The following is a 16103-nucleotide window of genomic DNA, read 5'->3' on the forward strand; positions in this document are numbered from 1 at the left end:
CATCGCTGTCCATGTGACAAAAATGGCACCATCCTCTGCGCAGATCTGTGCCAATCCGACAAGAACGACATGGAGCCTGGGCTCCAGCATCGCTTTGGGCCACTGGCGGTCTCTGCGGGGCTTGAATAACCTGGGCGTAGATATTGCTTGATTGACTGCTCATTACCTGAGTGGAACAACAGCAAGTGGGCAGAAAAACCTCGGCGCGGCGGCTTGATTTATGGCGTACCGATGGCTTTTTGAGCGCACTGGCGGCGCTCGCAGTGGCGGCCGTCTGCTTGGCCACAGGCATGTCCCAGCGCCTGGACAACGCGCTATACGATGCTGCCGTCAGCACCTCTGCCCCGCCCCCCCTGGCTGAAATAGCGATTGTTGGTATCGACGATGCCAGTCTGGCTGCTTTGGGCCCCTGGCCATGGACACGCGACATTCATGCGCGGCTGATTGACCAGCTGGCAACCGCTGGCGCTAAAACCATCGTTTACACCCCGTATTTCACTGAGCCGCAAGGCGATCGTGGGCTGGGATACGTCCGCAAGATCCGGGAAACATTGGCAAGTGCGGGGGATGGCTCTGCGCTGGCTGCGGAACTCAGCCGCATTGCTGCCGAGGCCGATATGGCACTCGACACCGACACACGCCTTGCCAGTTCGATCCAGCGGGCTGGCAATGTGTTGCTGGCCTCGCGCTATTCGAACACCGGGGTGCCCACGCCTCTGCCGTCTTATGTGCGCCGCAGCGCACTGCCCGACCTCGGCAAATCTGCGACACCGGTTCAGTCGGCCCAACACCCCATCGCCATGCTTGGCGTGGTGGCTACCGGGGTCGGTCACCTGTATATCAATCCTGATCCGGATGGCCGGGTCCGTGAGGTGCCCCTGATCCTGCGATACGACAACGTGGGCGTGCCGTCCCTTGCGTTGCTGGCAGCCCAGCACAGCCTGCACCTGGGGCCCGGTGACATACGTCCCCTGGATGCATCAGGGGGTCTGCGGCTGGGCGGACTGAACGTCGCCACAGACAGCGCGGCTGTTTTGCGCCCGCGAACGCAGGCATTCCCGGATGGTTCGCCCCCATTTCCGGTGGCATCATTTGTCAGTGTTCTAGAGGGGAAAACCCCAGCCAGCCGCTTCAAGGACAAGATCGTGTTTGTGGGCGAGACCACCGAGGCTCTTGCGCCGGGCATGGTTCTGCACGCCGGGCGGGCAATCTACCCCGTCGATGTTTTGGCGCAGACCGTGTCTTCCATCCGTCTGGGTCTCAGCGTGCATGCGCCAGGCTGGGGTGTCATGGTCTCCTGGATGGTCTTTGCCGGGGCACTTCTCAGTGTGGCTCTGCTCGCGCCAAGAGCGCGTGGCCTGAAGGGCCTGGGCATCGGTGCAGCGTTGCTGCTGGTGCTTGTTGGCGCGCAGTGGACTTTGCTGCGCTACGTCGGCTTGTGGATTTCGGTGGTGCTGCCGGTCATGGTGCTGCTGGCGGGCTTCGTAGTCGGAGTCCTTCTTCAGGGCAAAAGCGGGTGGGGTGCATCGCCATCCGCTGAAGCTGCCGAAGCGGACCGGATGATGGGTCTTGCCCTTCAAGGTCAAGGTCAGTTGGACATGGCTTTTGAGCGTCTGCGCAAAGTGCCTGCCAGCGACGCCCTCTTGGACAACCTGTACCACCTGGCGGAAGACTTCGAGCGCAAGCGTCATTTCGCCAAGGCCAAGGCTGTGTACGAACACATCCTGCGGCACAACCGCCAGTACAAAGACACCCGGAGTCGCTACAAGCGTGCATGCGCCCGTGCCCAGGGTGCAGACACAGCCAACAGCCAGCCGCCGACGCTGCCGCCGGTGGGTGCCAGCCTCCGGCTTCCCGGGGATGCCACATCCAGCGTACCCATGCTCGGCCGCTATCAGGTTGACCGCGAAATAGGCAAAGGGGCCATGGGGGTCGTCTATCTGGGGCGGGATCCCAAGATCGGTCGCGTGGTCGCCATCAAGACCTTGGCGCTGGGCCAGGAATTCGAAGGCGACGCGCTGATCGATGCCCGTTCCCGCTTTTTCCGCGAAGCAGAAACGGCAGGGCGCTTGCAGCATCCGAACATCGTGACGATCTTTGATGCCGGCGAGGAGCATGACCTGGCCTATATCGCCATGGAGTTCCTCAAGGGCCAGGACCTGACCCATGCCGCCAACAAAGAACACTTGTTACCCGTGCCTACCGTGTTGTCAGTCGCTGCCCGCGTGGCGGATGCGCTGGACTATGCCCACGCCCACAACGTGGTGCACCGCGATATCAAGCCAGCCAACATCATGTTTGACGGAGCCACCGACGCCGTGAAAGTGACCGACTTCGGTATTGCGCGCATCACCGACTCCAGCAAGACCCGCACAGGGTTGGTCCTGGGCACCCCAAGCTTCATGTCGCCGGAGCAACTGGCGGGCAAGAAGGTGGATGGCCGGTCGGACCTGTATTCACTGGGTATCACGCTGTTTCAACTGCTCACGGGCACCCTCCCGTTGCGTGGTGAATCCATGACAGAGTTGATGCACAAGATCGCGAACATCGAGGCGCCGGACATTCGCCAGCTGCGGCCTGATCTTTCGCCCGCCATTGCCAAAGTGGTCACACTGTCGTTGCAAAAACGCCCCGAAGCCCGCTACCAGACCGGCCGTCAGTTTGCCGCTGATCTGCGACAGGCCGCCGCTGGCCCGGCTCGCTCTGACAGTGCGCCCACGCCCAGGGCAGTGGTCTATGATGCGGACCGCGATGCAACAGGGCATGAGATGGCGGATTTTCAGGAAACCGTGATGGAGCCCCCCGCAGTTCGGGGAGCGGCAGTCCCGCCGATTTCAGGCGCCCAATGACGCTCGCCATAACATCCATGACCTACGAATTTACCGCTCGGACCGACAAGGGCCGCGTGCGCACCAACAATGAAGACGCTGTGGCGGTGGATCGCGACGCACAGATCGCCATTCTTGCCGACGGCATGGGCGGATACAACGCTGGAGAGGTCGCTAGTGGAATGGCCACCACGTTCATCCGTACCGAGATGGCCCGCTGGCTGGCACAAGCCGGGGCCACGCCACAATCCACCGATGTGCGCCGGGCTCTGGAAATTTGCGTGGAAAACGCCAACCACGCCATCCTGGGCGCGTCACTGTCCAACCCCCAGTATGCGGGCATGGGCACTACGCTGGTGGTGGCGGTGTTCCATGGCAGCCGTCTCATACTCGGGCACATCGGCGATTCGCGTTGTTACCGACTGCGCGACGGTGCATTGCAGCAAATCACGCGGGATCACTCGTGGCTGCAGGAGCAGGTCGATGCGGGGCTGCTTACCTCCCAGCAAGCGGCCCTATCTTCGAATCGCAATCTGGTGACCAGAGCATTGGGCGTTGAGCCCAATGTGATGATGGAAGTCAACGAGTTCCAGGTGACACCCAGCGACCTTTTTCTGTTGTGCTCCGACGGGCTCACGGACATGGTGTCGGACACCGACATCGCGGAAATGATGCGCGCTTCTCTGCCACTGGAGGAAAAAGCCACACTGCTCATCGACACTGCCAATGCGAACGGTGGCCGTGATAACGTGAGCGTGCTGCTGGTGCAGGCTGCGGCGGGAGGCAAGAAACGCAGCCTCATGTCCCGATTGCTAGGGGCCTCTTGAATGGCTCAAACCACAACAATTCATCACATCAGGAGTAGATCATGCCCAGAATGATCGTTTCAATCGACGGGGTCGTCATCAAGGAAGTGCAACTCACGAAGGAGCGGACAACGCTCGGTCGGCGTCCCTACAACGACATCGTGATCGACAACCTTGCTGTGAGTGGAGAGCATGCCGTGATCCACATGGAAGGGCATGACGTAGAGATTGAAGACCTGGGGAGCACGAACGGCACCTACGTCAATGCCAAGGCCGTCAAGCGCCAGGAACTGCGCAATGGCGACACGGTAGAAGTGGGCAAGTACAAAATTCGATTCTTGCAGGAAGCCGAGGGTCAGAATTTCGAAAAAACCATGATCTTCAAGCCCGGCATGGTTCCGCCCATCGGCGCCGCCGCGCGGCCTTCGCCTGCTGCTTCTGCTCCCGTGTCCATCTCCGCGTTGATCCGGGTGATGTCGGGTGCGGCAGCCGGGCGCGAAGTGTCTCTACAAAAAGTGGTCACCACCATTGGCAAGCCGGGTCTTGCTGTGGCTTCGATCACGAAGAGGCATCAAGGCTTTGTGTTGGCGCACGTGGAAGGTCCAGACATGCCCCTGCTCAACGGAGCCGCCATTGGCGCCTCTCCGGTCCCGCTCAAAAACGGTGACCGACTGGAGTTGGCGGGTACCGAAATGCAATTCGAACAAAGCTGACAAGCGGTGGCGGTTGGCGCCTTGTCGGCGTCAACTGTCAACCCCTTCACTCCATCACTCGCGGCCGGACTTATGCGACAGCAGTTATCGCACTTGTTCCAGCGCCGCTGGCGGCGAATTGCTTTCACGCTGATTCCGCTCGTTTTTGCACTTCTGCACGTTGCGGATATCCTTCACCTTCAGGTCTTGGAGCGGTTGGACAACATCATTTACGACACCCGGTTGCGGGTCACGATGCCCCGGACGCTGGATGAACGCATCGTCATTGTCGACATCGACGAAAAGAGCCTAGGCCAGATAGGGCAGTGGCCTTGGAGAAGGGACAAGCTGGCGACCCTGGTGCGCGAATTGTTCGAGAGGCAGCAGGTGTCTGTGATCGGGTTTGATGTCCTGTTCGCCGAAGCGGATGAAAGCTCGGGCCTTTCCACACTCCAGCAATTGGCTCAAGGGCCACTCAAAGGGCAGCCAGGCTTCAAGGAACAACTGGCCCGCATCGCTCCGTCTCTGAACTACGACGCACTTTTTGCGCAATCGTTGCAAGGGCGGCCGGTGGTACTGGGCTATTACCTTTCGGGCGACGACCGCGACGGAATCACCAAGGGAACATTGCCAAATCCGGCACTTCCCTTGACACATCTGAGGGGATTGCCGCTCATATCCACGTCCTGGAAAGGCTACAGCAGCAATATTGAAGGCTTGGCCAGTGCCGCGCCAGCGGCGGGTTTCTTCAACTCCATCACCGACGAAGACGGTGTGGTGCGATCCCTGCCATTGCTGGCCGAATACCAAGGGCAATACTACGAGTCCCTCGCTTTGGCCATGTTCCGCACCGTCATCGGCTCGCCGGAAATTCATCCAGGTTTTGCCAATGCCACACCCGGTGGCACCCATGACGCATTGGAAAGCATCGTGTTGCGGGCAGATGGTCGTACGCTGGCGCTTCCCGTGGACCACCAACTTGCAACGCTCGTTCCTTACCGAGGCCCTGGCGATGCCAAGGGGGGATCGTTCCGATACATCTCAGCCTCCGATGTCCTGGAGGGCAGGCTGCGCGCAGGGCAGCTGAGAGACCAACTTGTTCTAGTGGGTTCTACCGCACCTGGCCTCCTGGACTTGCGCGTTACGCCTGTGGGCAGAGCGTACCCCGGTGTAGAAGCACATGCCAATGTCCTTTCCGCATTTCTTGACGGCAAGAACATGGTTCGACCTGACTACGCGGTGGGATTTGACGCTTTGCAATTGCTTTGCGCGGGCATCCTTCTGGCGGTCACCCTCCCCCTGCTGTCCGCACTGGCTGCGGTGTTGTTGAGCGCGGCGGTTGTGGGCACGCTGGTCGGCGTTAATCTCTGGCTTTATCTTGCACACGGACTGGCACTACCACTCGCCACTGCTGTGGTGATGGCGCTGTTGGCGTTCGCGCTGAACATGGCCTACGGTTACTTTGTGGAAAGTCGCTCCAAGCGGGAATTGGCGGCATTGTTTGGCACCTATGTTCCGCCGGAGCTGGTGGACGAAATGGTCAAGCAACCCGAGCACTACAGCATGCAGGCCACCAATCGCGAGCTGACCGTGATGTTCTGCGACATGCGTGGATTCACCGCGATGTCAGAGCGCATGGAGCCGCTGCAACTGCAGGCGCTGCTCAACGAGGTCTTCAGCAAACTTACCCATATCATTCGCAGGCACAAGGGCACCATCGACAAATACATGGGGGATTGCGTCATGGCGTTTTGGGGTGCCCCTGTGGCGACACCGGAGCATGCCCAACTCGCAGTTTCGGCTGCCATGGAAATGGCGAACGCTATCGGAGAGATCAATGCAGATCACCGACAACGTGGTTTGCCCGAAATAGGGGTCGGTATAGGACTCAATACGGGTGTCATGTGTGTGGGCGACATGGGCTCTGACATAAGGCGCGCCTACACCGTCATCGGCGATGCCGTGAATCTCGGCTCGCGCCTGGAGGGGCTGTCAAAATACTACGGCACCTCCATCGTGGTGAGCGAAAGTGCAAAATCGCTGGCGCCTCAGTTTGCCTGGCAACAAATGGACTGTGTCCGCGTCAAGGGTAAAGCGCAGGCAGTGCCAATTTACCAGCCCTTGTCAAAGCTGTCCGACTTGCCGGACCGCCAAGTCCAAGAGCTTTCCGTATGGGCGCAATTTCTCACAGCCTATGGAGCGCAGGAATGGGCACAATGCGATGTACTTCTGACGCAGCTAAAAGAGTTTCAGCCCCATTCTGTCCTCCACGAGTTGTACGCATCCCGAATCGCCCACCTCCGATTGCAGCCTTTCAACGCGGCATGGGACAGCGCGACCAATTTCGACACCAAATAAATCAGCAAGGCACTACATGAAGGTTCGCGTGCTGGGTTGCTCCGGCGCTATCGCCAAGGACTGTCGTACGACATCGTTCTTGATTGGGGACCGCATCCTGATCGATGCAGGCACTGGGGTCGGTGACCTCACGCTGGATGAAATGGGCAAGATTGACCATGTGTTCTTGACGCACTCGCACCTTGATCACATCGCCGCCCTGCCTCTCATGCTGGATGCAGTGTCGTCCCTCAGGAAACACCCTGTCCAAGTTCACGCACTGCCCGAGACCGTTGAAGCGCTCCAGGCGCATGTATTTAACAACGTCATCTGGCCGGACTTCAGTGCCATTCCCTCTCCGGCGTCGCCGTTCCTGAAATATCAACCTTTCTGCACTGGCGAATCATTAATTGTCGAAGGTATCGAGATCGAAGTGCTGCCCGCCCGCCACACGGTACCGGCCGTTGGTTTTGCTGCGCGAGGAACTACAGGTTGGTGGGTATTCAGCGGTGACACCGAGCGCAATCCGCTTTTTTGGGACCGGATCAATCAGATGACTGTGGCTTGCCTCGTCATAGAAACCGCCTTCAGCAACCGCGAGTGCGACCTGGCTCGCCGCAGTCTACATTTGTCACCCGACACGCTGGCTCAGGAACTGGCGAACATCTGCCTCGCAAGTCGCTACCCCATCTATGTGACGCACACCAAGCCGTCAGAAACCGGCCTAATCATGCAAGAGATTCGTCAATTTGATGCTGGCCAGGGCCGCGCCCATGACATACGCTGGCTGAGCGCGGGGCAGGCGCTGGAGGTGTAACTCAATGCTGCTGCTGACATTCCTGACCGACAAAAATGTAAGTGACAACCATCAGCAGATGAAAGGCACTCCTGGCTGAGAATGACCAATCCAAATTTTTCGGAACGGGCAAGCGCAATGTCGCACAGACACTCTCACACCGTGCGCGCAATCAATGCGCTCCACGCCTCAAAATGCCCTCAGCATGCTTGGATCGTTTTTTTGGCTTTGGTAAGTGGGCATGGCACTTGCTTGGCTACTGTGCATTTGCAACTTTTCCTAGGAGTTTTTCATGAAGCGCACTCTGCAAAAGGGTTTTACCCTGATTGAATTGATGATCGTTGTTGCGATCATTGGTATTTTGGCCGCCGTGGCTCTGCCTGCTTACCAGGACTACACTATTCGCGCTAAGGTGTCGGAAGTAATTTTGGCAGGCTCAGCATGCCGCACGAGTATTACGGAAACTGTTCAAACTATTTCGAGTTCAGTACTTCCAGCTGCCAACGCTTGGGGCTGCGAGCAGAATACTGCAGAAAGCACCTCCAGCAACCCAACCAAGTATGTGATGTCAATTATCACCACTGATGCTGGTCTTGTAACTATTCACACGACGGCTGAAGCCAGCCTGAAGGAAGCCGGCGATAAGGAGGTCATCATGACCCCTTTTAAGAAAACCGGCGCGACGACCTCCGCCGCTATCACCAATACAGATGTTAATATTACCGTCTATGAATGGAAGTGCGGTCCTGGCGGTGCAAAGCCAATGCCTGCGAAGTATCTGCCAGGTTCTTGCCGTGGTTAATATCTTGTTTCTGCTTAACTAGCAAAAACTTGACTAAACGGTGCGCTTAACAGCGCACCGTTTTTTTTTGTGAATGTCAGTTATTTGAATATGAGGATTCTGGTGAAAGAAAAATTGCTGATGTGGGCAGGAGTGGTGTTATTTTTGAGCTATTTGCTGCCTAACCACTATTCACCTTGGCTGAGCTTTCATCAGGAATTGACGGCCGCAGTAGCCTTTGCGCCATTGCTTGCTTGGGCATGCACTCGGGTTGCTCCATTTCCCAAAATGGCCATGGGAGTAACAGCGTTAGCCGTGGTCCCCCTGCTGCAGATAGCAGGTGGACAAATCTATTTCGCCACCGATGGGTGGATGTCGAGCCTTTATCTGCTGGGGTTTGCTCTGGCTATTTACGCAGGCGCTTTGTACTACCGCACCGACGGGACCCACTTTGCGCCAGGCTCGCCAGGAAACATCCATGTGGAGCGTTCCCTTGGCTCCATTGAGAACCTGTGGGTTGCGATACTGATGGCAGCGTTGTGCTCGGCAGGGCTGGCTTTTCATCAATGGCTCATACCGAGCTACCAAGGCATTTACATCGTAGAAATACCGCCACAAAGCCGTCCGTTTGCCAATCTGGCCCAACCAAATCAGCTGGCTACCTTACTGATGTTAGGTATTGCGGGACTTATGTTTGTATGGGAGACCCGCCGACTGCGCGCACCTTTTGCAATGGCTGCAGCGTTCCTACTTTTGTGGGCCTTGGTAATGACCGGATCCAGGACGGTTCTAATGGCTCTGCTTTGGCTGCTGCCAGCATATGCGCTAATGCGGTGCCGGTGCAAACTGCGAACGACACCAGCAGCGATTGCGGCGGGTGTCGTTTTTTACTTCGTAATGACATGGCTATGGCCATTATTGAGCGAATGGCTGCTCCTCAATTCAGGCAACAACACAGCTTTAGAGCGAATGGGCTCTATCGGAATTCGGAAAGTATTTTGGATCTCCATGCTGGACGCCATCGGCCGCGCGCCGTGGCTTGGTTATGGGTGGGGACAAGTCAGCATTGCCCAAGTGACAGTGGCACTCGACCATCCACCCACTTACTCGCTATTCGAAAGTGCCCACAATTTGTTTATTGACCTGGCCCTTTGGAATGGGCTACCAATAGCGCTATTGATTTTTCTCGGAATCGGGGCCTGGTTTTTGGGACAAGTGCGCAATTGCAACAACGCGATGAAATGGGCCACATTGGTGGGAGTGGCGTTAGTCTTCAACCACGCCATGGTGGAGTACCCTTTGAACTACGCATATTTTTTATTGCCCGTTGGGTTTTTTATAGGAGCGCTGTCCACTTCGAATAATATGCCGATGCAGACATACGCGGTTTTTCCAACAGCGAAGAGACTTGGACTTTTGACCATGGGTGGCTTGATGTCTGCAGCGACGGTTTTAGTGGTCGTGGAGTATTTTCCAATAGAAGAGGACTGGAATCTGATGCGGTTTCAAGAAGCTCGAATTGGGAATCTTGAAGTCAAAGACACCCAATCATCCGCATTGGTCCTTACAGGGCTTCAACAATTCTTACGTTTCTCACGCACGGAAGCACGACCTGGAATGTCAGTCGATGAGCTAGACGCTATGCGTCGAGCATCGGAGCGATTTGCCTATGCAGCACCTATGTTCAAGTATGCATTGGCCCAAGCTCTCAACCAGCAACCAGAAAATGCACTCATAACACTGCGAACAATGTGCTCCATGCAAGTCGAGAGCGTGTGCCTCAGCGCAAAGCGCCAGTGGGATGAGCTTGGAAAGACCGATTATCCAGAATTGGAAAATTTACCGTTTCCAAGCTTCGGTACAAGCCGCTGACTGACGATTTATATTTTTCGCCCCAGTGAAGTCACCTTTTGCGCGAAGGCTGCGACTGCATGGGGATCGCTAAAAAGACGAGATCTGCGCGTACTGATTTTTTGTCTTACGCTGTCTCGTCGTGCGCTGCTTGCACACAGATTCTCAACCAGCGCTGCATAATCACTCATCGAATCGGCAATCCATTCATCAAGCTCAAGTTGCCGCAAGATACCGCTTGCAAATCTGCCTCGCATAAACTGCCCATCCCATGCGACGATAGGAGTACACCGCTCAATCGCTTGCATTGCGGTGTTAAATCCGGAAAATCCGACACTATCAAGGTAAACATCTGCTCGATCCAGCAATGCGAAAAATTTCGCCTGCGGTAGCCACGGGATGAACCGTACATGTGCGTCGAAATCAAGGCAAGCCTCCGTGAATTTTTTGCGAAGGCGCGCTTCAAGTAACGCAGTCAGAGGCTCAGGTTGTGCGCGAAAGAAGACCAGCTTGCAAGGCTGGCAGCGTTTTGCAATATCGATCCACAATACATCGTTTTGTGGTGCATATTTAAAAGGCGTACCGGCACACAATAAAATTCGATCAGCGTTTCCAATACCCCATTGCGTTAGATCAATTGGGGTAGGTGACTGGGAGAATGGGTGATAGCAGCATCCAATACCAGGCAATTCGATAAGTTCCTCTGAATAGTTTGCATAAGCCGCTTCGGGCTCTAAAGCCTCGGCACTGACAAATACATCCATGGTGGGTAAACCAGTAGTAATGGGATGCCCCCAGCTGGCAAGCTGTACCGGCGCCAATCGCAAGGAGGCCAACCTCACAGTCGTTGAGTCCATGCCAATCTCTGGATACGCCAAGATATTCAGACGAGCGTCTGAAATCACCTTGGCCCATGCGACCCAATCTCCTTCAGCATAATAAAAACGGGTAGCCCTTCCCGCCGCCATTTCGGTCTGAGCATCCCGTCCAGTGCCCGTATGAAAAATATGAATCTCAAACTCAGTGGGATCGAGGTGCTCCACCCACCCTCGCACAATGGCACGCCAGACAGAATGCTCATGAATATGCGCCGACACAATACCGATTTTCAATTTGGAGCCAATATTCCGGACGGGTGTCGGCACCCCCACCTTGCGCGCCCATGTTCCCATGAGAGATGTGCATAAATCACCATACTGGGATAATACGGCGCGATGGTCCTGCGGAATATAAGCCAGATAATAAGGCTGCTGCGCACCGACTGCCCTGTACCCGTCAGCCGGGCGATGAGTGCGAAACCAAGCTTTTAACTTGTCCAACTCACTCTCAAATGCTCTTGGCGCTGTGTTTTGTTCCTCATCAGACTGTGGCACGGCAGGTAACTGAGCCATGGCATGGCCCCATCGGGCCTGCACGTAGTTGGCATTGATCCGAAGAGCTGCCTGGTAGGCTTTTCGTGCTGTAACTGCGTCGCCAAGCCCCATTGATGCATTGCCCAGCCAATACTGCGCATCTGCCTGCTTGGGATCTGTGGCCAGCGTACTTCGAAGCCAGTGGCTGGCCTCTACCCACATCCTCTGATTCACACGAATCATCGCCAGATTGAACGTGGCCTCGGTGATATCCGGTTTCAGCCGCAGAGCATGTTCCAGATGCTGAACAGCCTCCTCATTGCGACCTCGGTCTTTCAAGAAACTCCCCAGATTGACCAGAGCATCGACATAGTCAGGGCGCGATGAAACAGCGTTGCGATAGTGCTTCTCAGCCAGATCCAGTTCGCCACGAACACGCATTAAGTTACCGAGATGAAACTGCGCTTCCGCCAAAGAAGGATCGCGGGTCACTGCCGACTGCAACAGGTTCATGCCATCTTCCTCTTGCCCACTGGCCAGCGCTAGTTTGGCGAGATTCAAATTGGCCATCGCGTGACCTGGATCCACCGCAAGTGCCCGGTGAAAGGCAGCGGCAGATGCTTTGCCACGACCTGCAATCAGCAGCGCTCGACCGAAAGCGACATGTATCTCTGCGTTAGAAGGGTGCAAGGATGCAGCTCGCTCCAAAATACGCAGACTATCGGCCTTGTGCCCCCGCTCCAGGGCGATCAGGCCTTGCACCAGAAGGCCATCTGCATGGTCCGGTTCAATCGCCAGTTGCGCCAATGTCGCTTGCTCGGCGGCGGCGCCTTGCCCCGCCAAGTACAAGGCCCAAGGCCCCACGGGCGCCAACACTGGTGAGTGCTCGGAGGCGATGCGCGTCGTCTGCGTTGCGGCCGATGAATCTGCACTATGGGGAGAAGCCCATTTCTTTTTGAGCCACGCCAGCATTATTTTGGTAGCGTCTGCGTCGACGCCAGTGCTACGAGCCGAACAACGTCATATGCAAAAGGCTTGCTGAAGCTTTCAGGGTAACCAGCCTCTTGAAGAACATCCTGCAGCCGACTCCCCAACTTGGCCTTTTGATAAATGTTCAATCGATGGGTATCGACAAGTTGCCGCGCATGATTTCGGATCTTTTCATCAATGCGGGTACGAGCCTTCTCTGCTTGCTTGGACTGCGTGTCCAATTGCTGCGGAGGGAGTCCTTTCACCAATTCTCGCACTACGAGAATTGCAAAGGTATCGACGGGGACGGTATTGAAAAAGTTACCAAACATTGAAACTGATCTCGTGCATGACTACCAACTTTACGAAACTGGCGACCCGAGAAATTTGACCGTGAGCGTCGCTGCTTGCTCTCATGAAACAGCCGGTGCAGGTCACAGCCCTTGTTTACCAGAACGAGCGGCGCTGAATTTTCGGTCACATTATGTTTGCTGCCGGTGACCCTCAAAGTCCGACATAGCTCCCCGACTTGCCACCATGTTTTTCCGCAACGTGCACGCCATGGATGGACATCCCCCGATCCACGGCCTTGCACATGTCGTATATGGTGAGCAGTGCGATCTGCACAGCGGTGAGGGCCTCCATCTCGACGCCAGTGGGCCCCACCGTTTCTACGGTTGCGGTGCAAAATATACCGATGGCGCTTGATTGGCGTGCGCTGGCAGCTTCAAATTCAATAGCAACACGGGTCAATGCAATAGGGTGGCACAGCGGAATCAGGTCGCTGGTTTTTTTGGCGGCCTGAATGCCGGCAATGCGTGCGATACCCAGTACATCGCCCTTTTTGGCGGTTCCTGCCTCAATCAACGCCAGCGTTTCTGGCTGCATCTCAATGCGCCCGCTGGCAATGGCGATACGGTGGGTGGCGGGTTTTGCAGCCACATCGACCATGTGGGCCTGGCCTTGGGCATCAAAGTGGGTAAGTGCGGACATGCGGTAAAAACACGGTTGGCGGCAATCGCTCATGAACATTCATCAGACAAAGGCATCATAAGACCATGCAGAACTGGAAAGGGCGCTTGCGCGCCGGTAGCATTCACCTGGGCATCAGCCTTTGCATTGCGGCTTTGGCTGCGGCGCTCGTTTTTGGATTGTGGTATCCGTATCCCTACCGCGAAATATCGGGCGGGCGCTCACTCTTTATGTTGGTGGCCGGTGTGGACGTCATCATGGGGCCCCTGATTACGTTGATCATCTTCAACCGCGCCAAGCCCCGGCGCGAGTTGGTGATGGATTTCACCGTCGTGGGCTTGCTGCAGGTGGCCGCGCTCAGCTACGGCTTATGGACCGTGTTCGTTGCCCGCCCTGTACACCTGGTCTTTGAGTACAGCCGCATGAGCGTGGTCCATGCCATCGATATTGATACTGACCTGCTGGCCAAAGCACCGGCAGCGCTGCAAAAACTTCCTGTCACTGGTCCCACAACCATTGCGCTGAGGCCTTTTAAGGACGCTGCGGAGGAGTTTGACGCCACGATGGCTGCTATCGGCGGCCCTTCGCTCTCTGCCCGAAGCGACCTTTGGCAGCCCTATGCCAACAGCACTACAGACATCCTCAAGGAGTCCAAGCCCGCGTCCGACCTGCTTACGAGGTTTGCTAGCCAGACTGTATTGATTGATCGCACCATTGAAAACACCGGTAAGCCAGTGGCCCAGTTACGCTATCTGCCACTGGTGGGGCGTGACAACGCGTGGACCGTGTTACTGGATGCGACCACGGCAGAACCTTTGGGATTTCTTCCCATCGACCCTTTCTGACACAGGTTCTCATGCGCCACGGAGGCCTAGCGCCCTTACCACGAGCACTGCTTGCCATCATTTTGGGAGCGAATTTGCTCACCTGCGGTGTATCAGCCAATGCGCAAACCGCACTCCCCACCCTGGGCGATGGAAGCGATCTGACCACCAGTGCCGAACGTCGTCTGGGCGACCGCATCATTCGCGAGCTCTACCGGGACCCTGACTACATTGATGACCCGGTGGTCGCTGACTACCTGCAGGGCATATGGCGACCTCTGCTGGCGGCCGCCAGGGCCCGTGGCGAGCTAGCCCCCGAGCTGGACGAGCGTTTCGCATGGGAAATTTTGCTCGGGCGCGACCGTACCGTGAACGCCTTTGCCTTGCCTGGTGGCTACCTGGGAGTCCATCTGGGCCTGATTGGTGTTGTCACCTCGCGTGATGAACTCGCCTCTGTGCTGGCGCACGAGTTGAGTCATGTGACCCAGCGTCACATATCGCGCTTGATCACACAACAGAGCAAGCAAACCCCGCTTTTGCTGGGCGCCATGGTGTTGGGTGCCCTGGCAGCCAGCAAGAATCCCGGCGCCACCCAGGCCTTGGTGGTTGGCGGCCAGGCATTGGTCATGCAAAACCAACTGAACTTTTCACGCGACATGGAGCGTGAGGCTGATCGTGTCGGCTACGGGTTGATGGCCCCTGCCGGGTTTTCCCCCAACGGCTTTGTGAGCATGTTTGACAAGTTGCAACAGGCCAATCGACTCAATGACAATGGTTCATGGCCGTATCTGCGCAGCCATCCGTTGACTACCGAACGCATGGCAGATATGCAGGCGCGCATACCGCCTGGGAGGGCGACCCCGGCAGGAGTGCCCTCCACTTTTGAACACGCCATGGTGGCAGCGCGGGCCAGGGTGCTCTCTAACCCAGGTGTGGACACCTTGCGCCAGTGGATAGCCGAACCGGGAGGCCCCGGATTCGCCAGCCAACCGGTCTTTCGACGGGCTGCGGCGCTGTACGCGGCCGCCCTCGGCAGCAGTCAATTACGCGACGCAACCGGAGCACGCGCTGCCGCCAAAAAACTGGAGGATCTGGTCCGCTCGGACCTGGTGGCTTCGCGACTGGTGCAGTTGTTGAACGCCGAGATTGAGCTGGCTGCGGGCGATGCCATCGCCGCGATAACAGCGATGCCCATGTCCGATGGCAGCTCCCGCAGGCCCGCGTTGGTACTGCATACCCAGGCCTTGCTGAAGGCGGGTCGGGCAAGCGAGGGCTCGGAGGCGTTGCAAACCTGGGTGGCTAACCACCCCAAGGATGCTACTGCATGGCAACTTCTGGCTTCTGTATGGCAGGCCCAAGGGCAAGGCCTGCGGGCAGTGCGTGCCGAAGCCGAAGCGCACGCGGCGCGTTACGACTACGCCGCAGCGGTGGACCGGTTCAAAGCGGGCCAGGACATGGCGCGCCGCGACGGCACAGCAGGGGATCACATAGAGGCCTCCATCATCGACACCCGGTTGCGCGCCATGGAGTCACTCCTTCGTGAACAGGCCGCCGAGCGCTGATTCGATCAGTACGCCCAGCACCGAATATATGAGCGATCCGAGCAGGGCGGCACCAAAGCCCGTGACGTGAAAACCGTCCAGCACACTGGCCGCTGCCCAGAACATGAGCGCATTGATCACAAACAGGAACAGCCCCACGGTGACGATGGTGACCGGCAGTGTCAGCACCACCAGCACTGGCCGTAGCACCGCATTGAACAGCCCGATCACGAAGGCAGCGATCAACGCCGAGGTAAAGCTCTTTACCTCAACCCCGCTGTAGATGTAGGCCACGAACAGCAGTGCTGCGGCGCTGAGCAGCCATTTGAGAAGCAGTTTCATAGCCGCAGAATA

The 16103-nt window shown here is 57.0% G+C and carries 13 protein-coding genes; 9 read left to right on the plus strand and 4 right to left on the minus strand.

From position 1 onward, the window contains the following. The first annotated feature begins 263 nt into the window (after positions 1-263). From CLU85_RS01495 to CLU85_RS01525, 7 genes are all read left to right on the plus strand, one after another. Complete coding sequence (locus CLU85_RS01495) at positions 264-2849, plus strand: CHASE2 domain-containing serine/threonine-protein kinase (RefSeq protein ID WP_255409684.1); 2586 nt, start codon at positions 264-266, stop codon at positions 2847-2849. A 17-nt stretch (positions 2850-2866) separates the two neighbouring features. Further along, entirely contained in the window at positions 2867-3655 is a 789-nt protein-coding gene (locus CLU85_RS01500; RefSeq protein WP_100408737.1) for a Stp1/IreP family PP2C-type Ser/Thr phosphatase, read from the plus strand. 41 nt (positions 3656-3696) lie between these two features. Then, on the plus strand, positions 3697-4347 hold the full coding sequence (locus CLU85_RS01505; RefSeq protein ID WP_100408738.1) for an FHA domain-containing protein: 651 nt from the start codon (positions 3697-3699) through the stop codon (positions 4345-4347). 72 nt (positions 4348-4419) lie between these two features. Continuing rightward, positions 4420-6684, plus strand: a complete 2265-nt coding sequence (locus CLU85_RS01510) for a CHASE2 domain-containing protein (RefSeq protein WP_100408739.1) — start codon at positions 4420-4422, stop codon at positions 6682-6684. Between the two features lie 16 nt (positions 6685-6700). Continuing rightward, positions 6701-7480 carry a 3',5'-cyclic-nucleotide phosphodiesterase gene (locus CLU85_RS01515; RefSeq protein ID WP_100408740.1) on the plus strand — a complete coding sequence of 260 codons (780 nt, stop codon included), beginning with the start codon at positions 6701-6703 and terminating at the stop codon, positions 7478-7480. A 271-nt stretch (positions 7481-7751) separates the two neighbouring features. Further along, positions 7752-8261 carry a prepilin-type N-terminal cleavage/methylation domain-containing protein gene (locus tag CLU85_RS01520; protein ID WP_100408741.1) on the plus strand — a complete coding sequence of 170 codons (510 nt, stop codon included), beginning with the start codon at positions 7752-7754 and terminating at the stop codon, positions 8259-8261. Positions 8262-8363: 102 nt separating this feature from the next. Further along, positions 8364-10112, plus strand: a complete 1749-nt coding sequence (locus CLU85_RS01525) for a PglL family O-oligosaccharyltransferase (protein ID WP_198509124.1) — start codon at positions 8364-8366, stop codon at positions 10110-10112. 8 nt (positions 10113-10120) lie between these two features. Here CLU85_RS01525 and CLU85_RS01530 read toward each other — a convergent pair whose 3' ends face one another. The 3 genes from CLU85_RS01530 to moaC all read right to left on the minus strand — a co-directional run bounded on the left by CLU85_RS01530 (position 10121) and on the right by moaC (position 13405). Then, positions 10121-12415 (minus strand): tetratricopeptide repeat protein, encoded by a 2295-nt coding sequence (locus tag CLU85_RS01530; protein WP_100408743.1) that lies wholly within the window; start codon positions 12413-12415, stop codon positions 10121-10123. Further along, positions 12415-12744, minus strand: a complete 330-nt coding sequence (locus CLU85_RS01535; RefSeq protein ID WP_100408744.1) for a hypothetical protein — start codon at positions 12742-12744, stop codon at positions 12415-12417. The genes CLU85_RS01530 and CLU85_RS01535 overlap by 1 nt, the downstream gene beginning before the upstream one ends. Before the next feature lie 172 nt (positions 12745-12916). Further along, a complete protein-coding gene (gene moaC, locus CLU85_RS01540) occupies positions 12917-13405 on the minus strand; it encodes a cyclic pyranopterin monophosphate synthase MoaC (RefSeq protein ID WP_100412318.1) in 489 nt (162 codons plus the stop codon). Positions 13406-13470: 65 nt separating this feature from the next. Here moaC and tfpZ point away from each other — a divergent pair, with 65 nt between their 5' ends. Both tfpZ and CLU85_RS01550 read left to right on the plus strand, forming a co-directional pair. After that, positions 13471-14229, plus strand: coding sequence for a TfpX/TfpZ family type IV pilin accessory protein (tfpZ, locus tag CLU85_RS01545; RefSeq protein WP_100408745.1), 759 nt, complete (start codon positions 13471-13473; stop codon positions 14227-14229). 11 nt (positions 14230-14240) lie between these two features. Beyond that, a complete protein-coding gene (locus CLU85_RS01550) occupies positions 14241-15770 on the plus strand; it encodes a M48 family metalloprotease (protein ID WP_100408746.1) in 1530 nt (509 codons plus the stop codon). Here the strand turns inward: CLU85_RS01550 and CLU85_RS01555 are convergent. Beyond that, the gene (locus CLU85_RS01555) at positions 15738-16091 is read right to left on the minus strand and encodes a phage holin family protein (RefSeq protein ID WP_100408747.1); all 354 of its coding nucleotides are present in this window, start codon (positions 16089-16091) and stop codon (positions 15738-15740) included. The genes CLU85_RS01550 and CLU85_RS01555 overlap by 33 nt on opposite strands. Positions 16092-16103: the final 12 nt, after the last annotated feature.

The organism is Acidovorax sp. 69 (assembly GCF_002797445.1).
Lineage (GTDB): Bacteria > Pseudomonadota > Gammaproteobacteria > Burkholderiales > Burkholderiaceae_C > Acidovorax.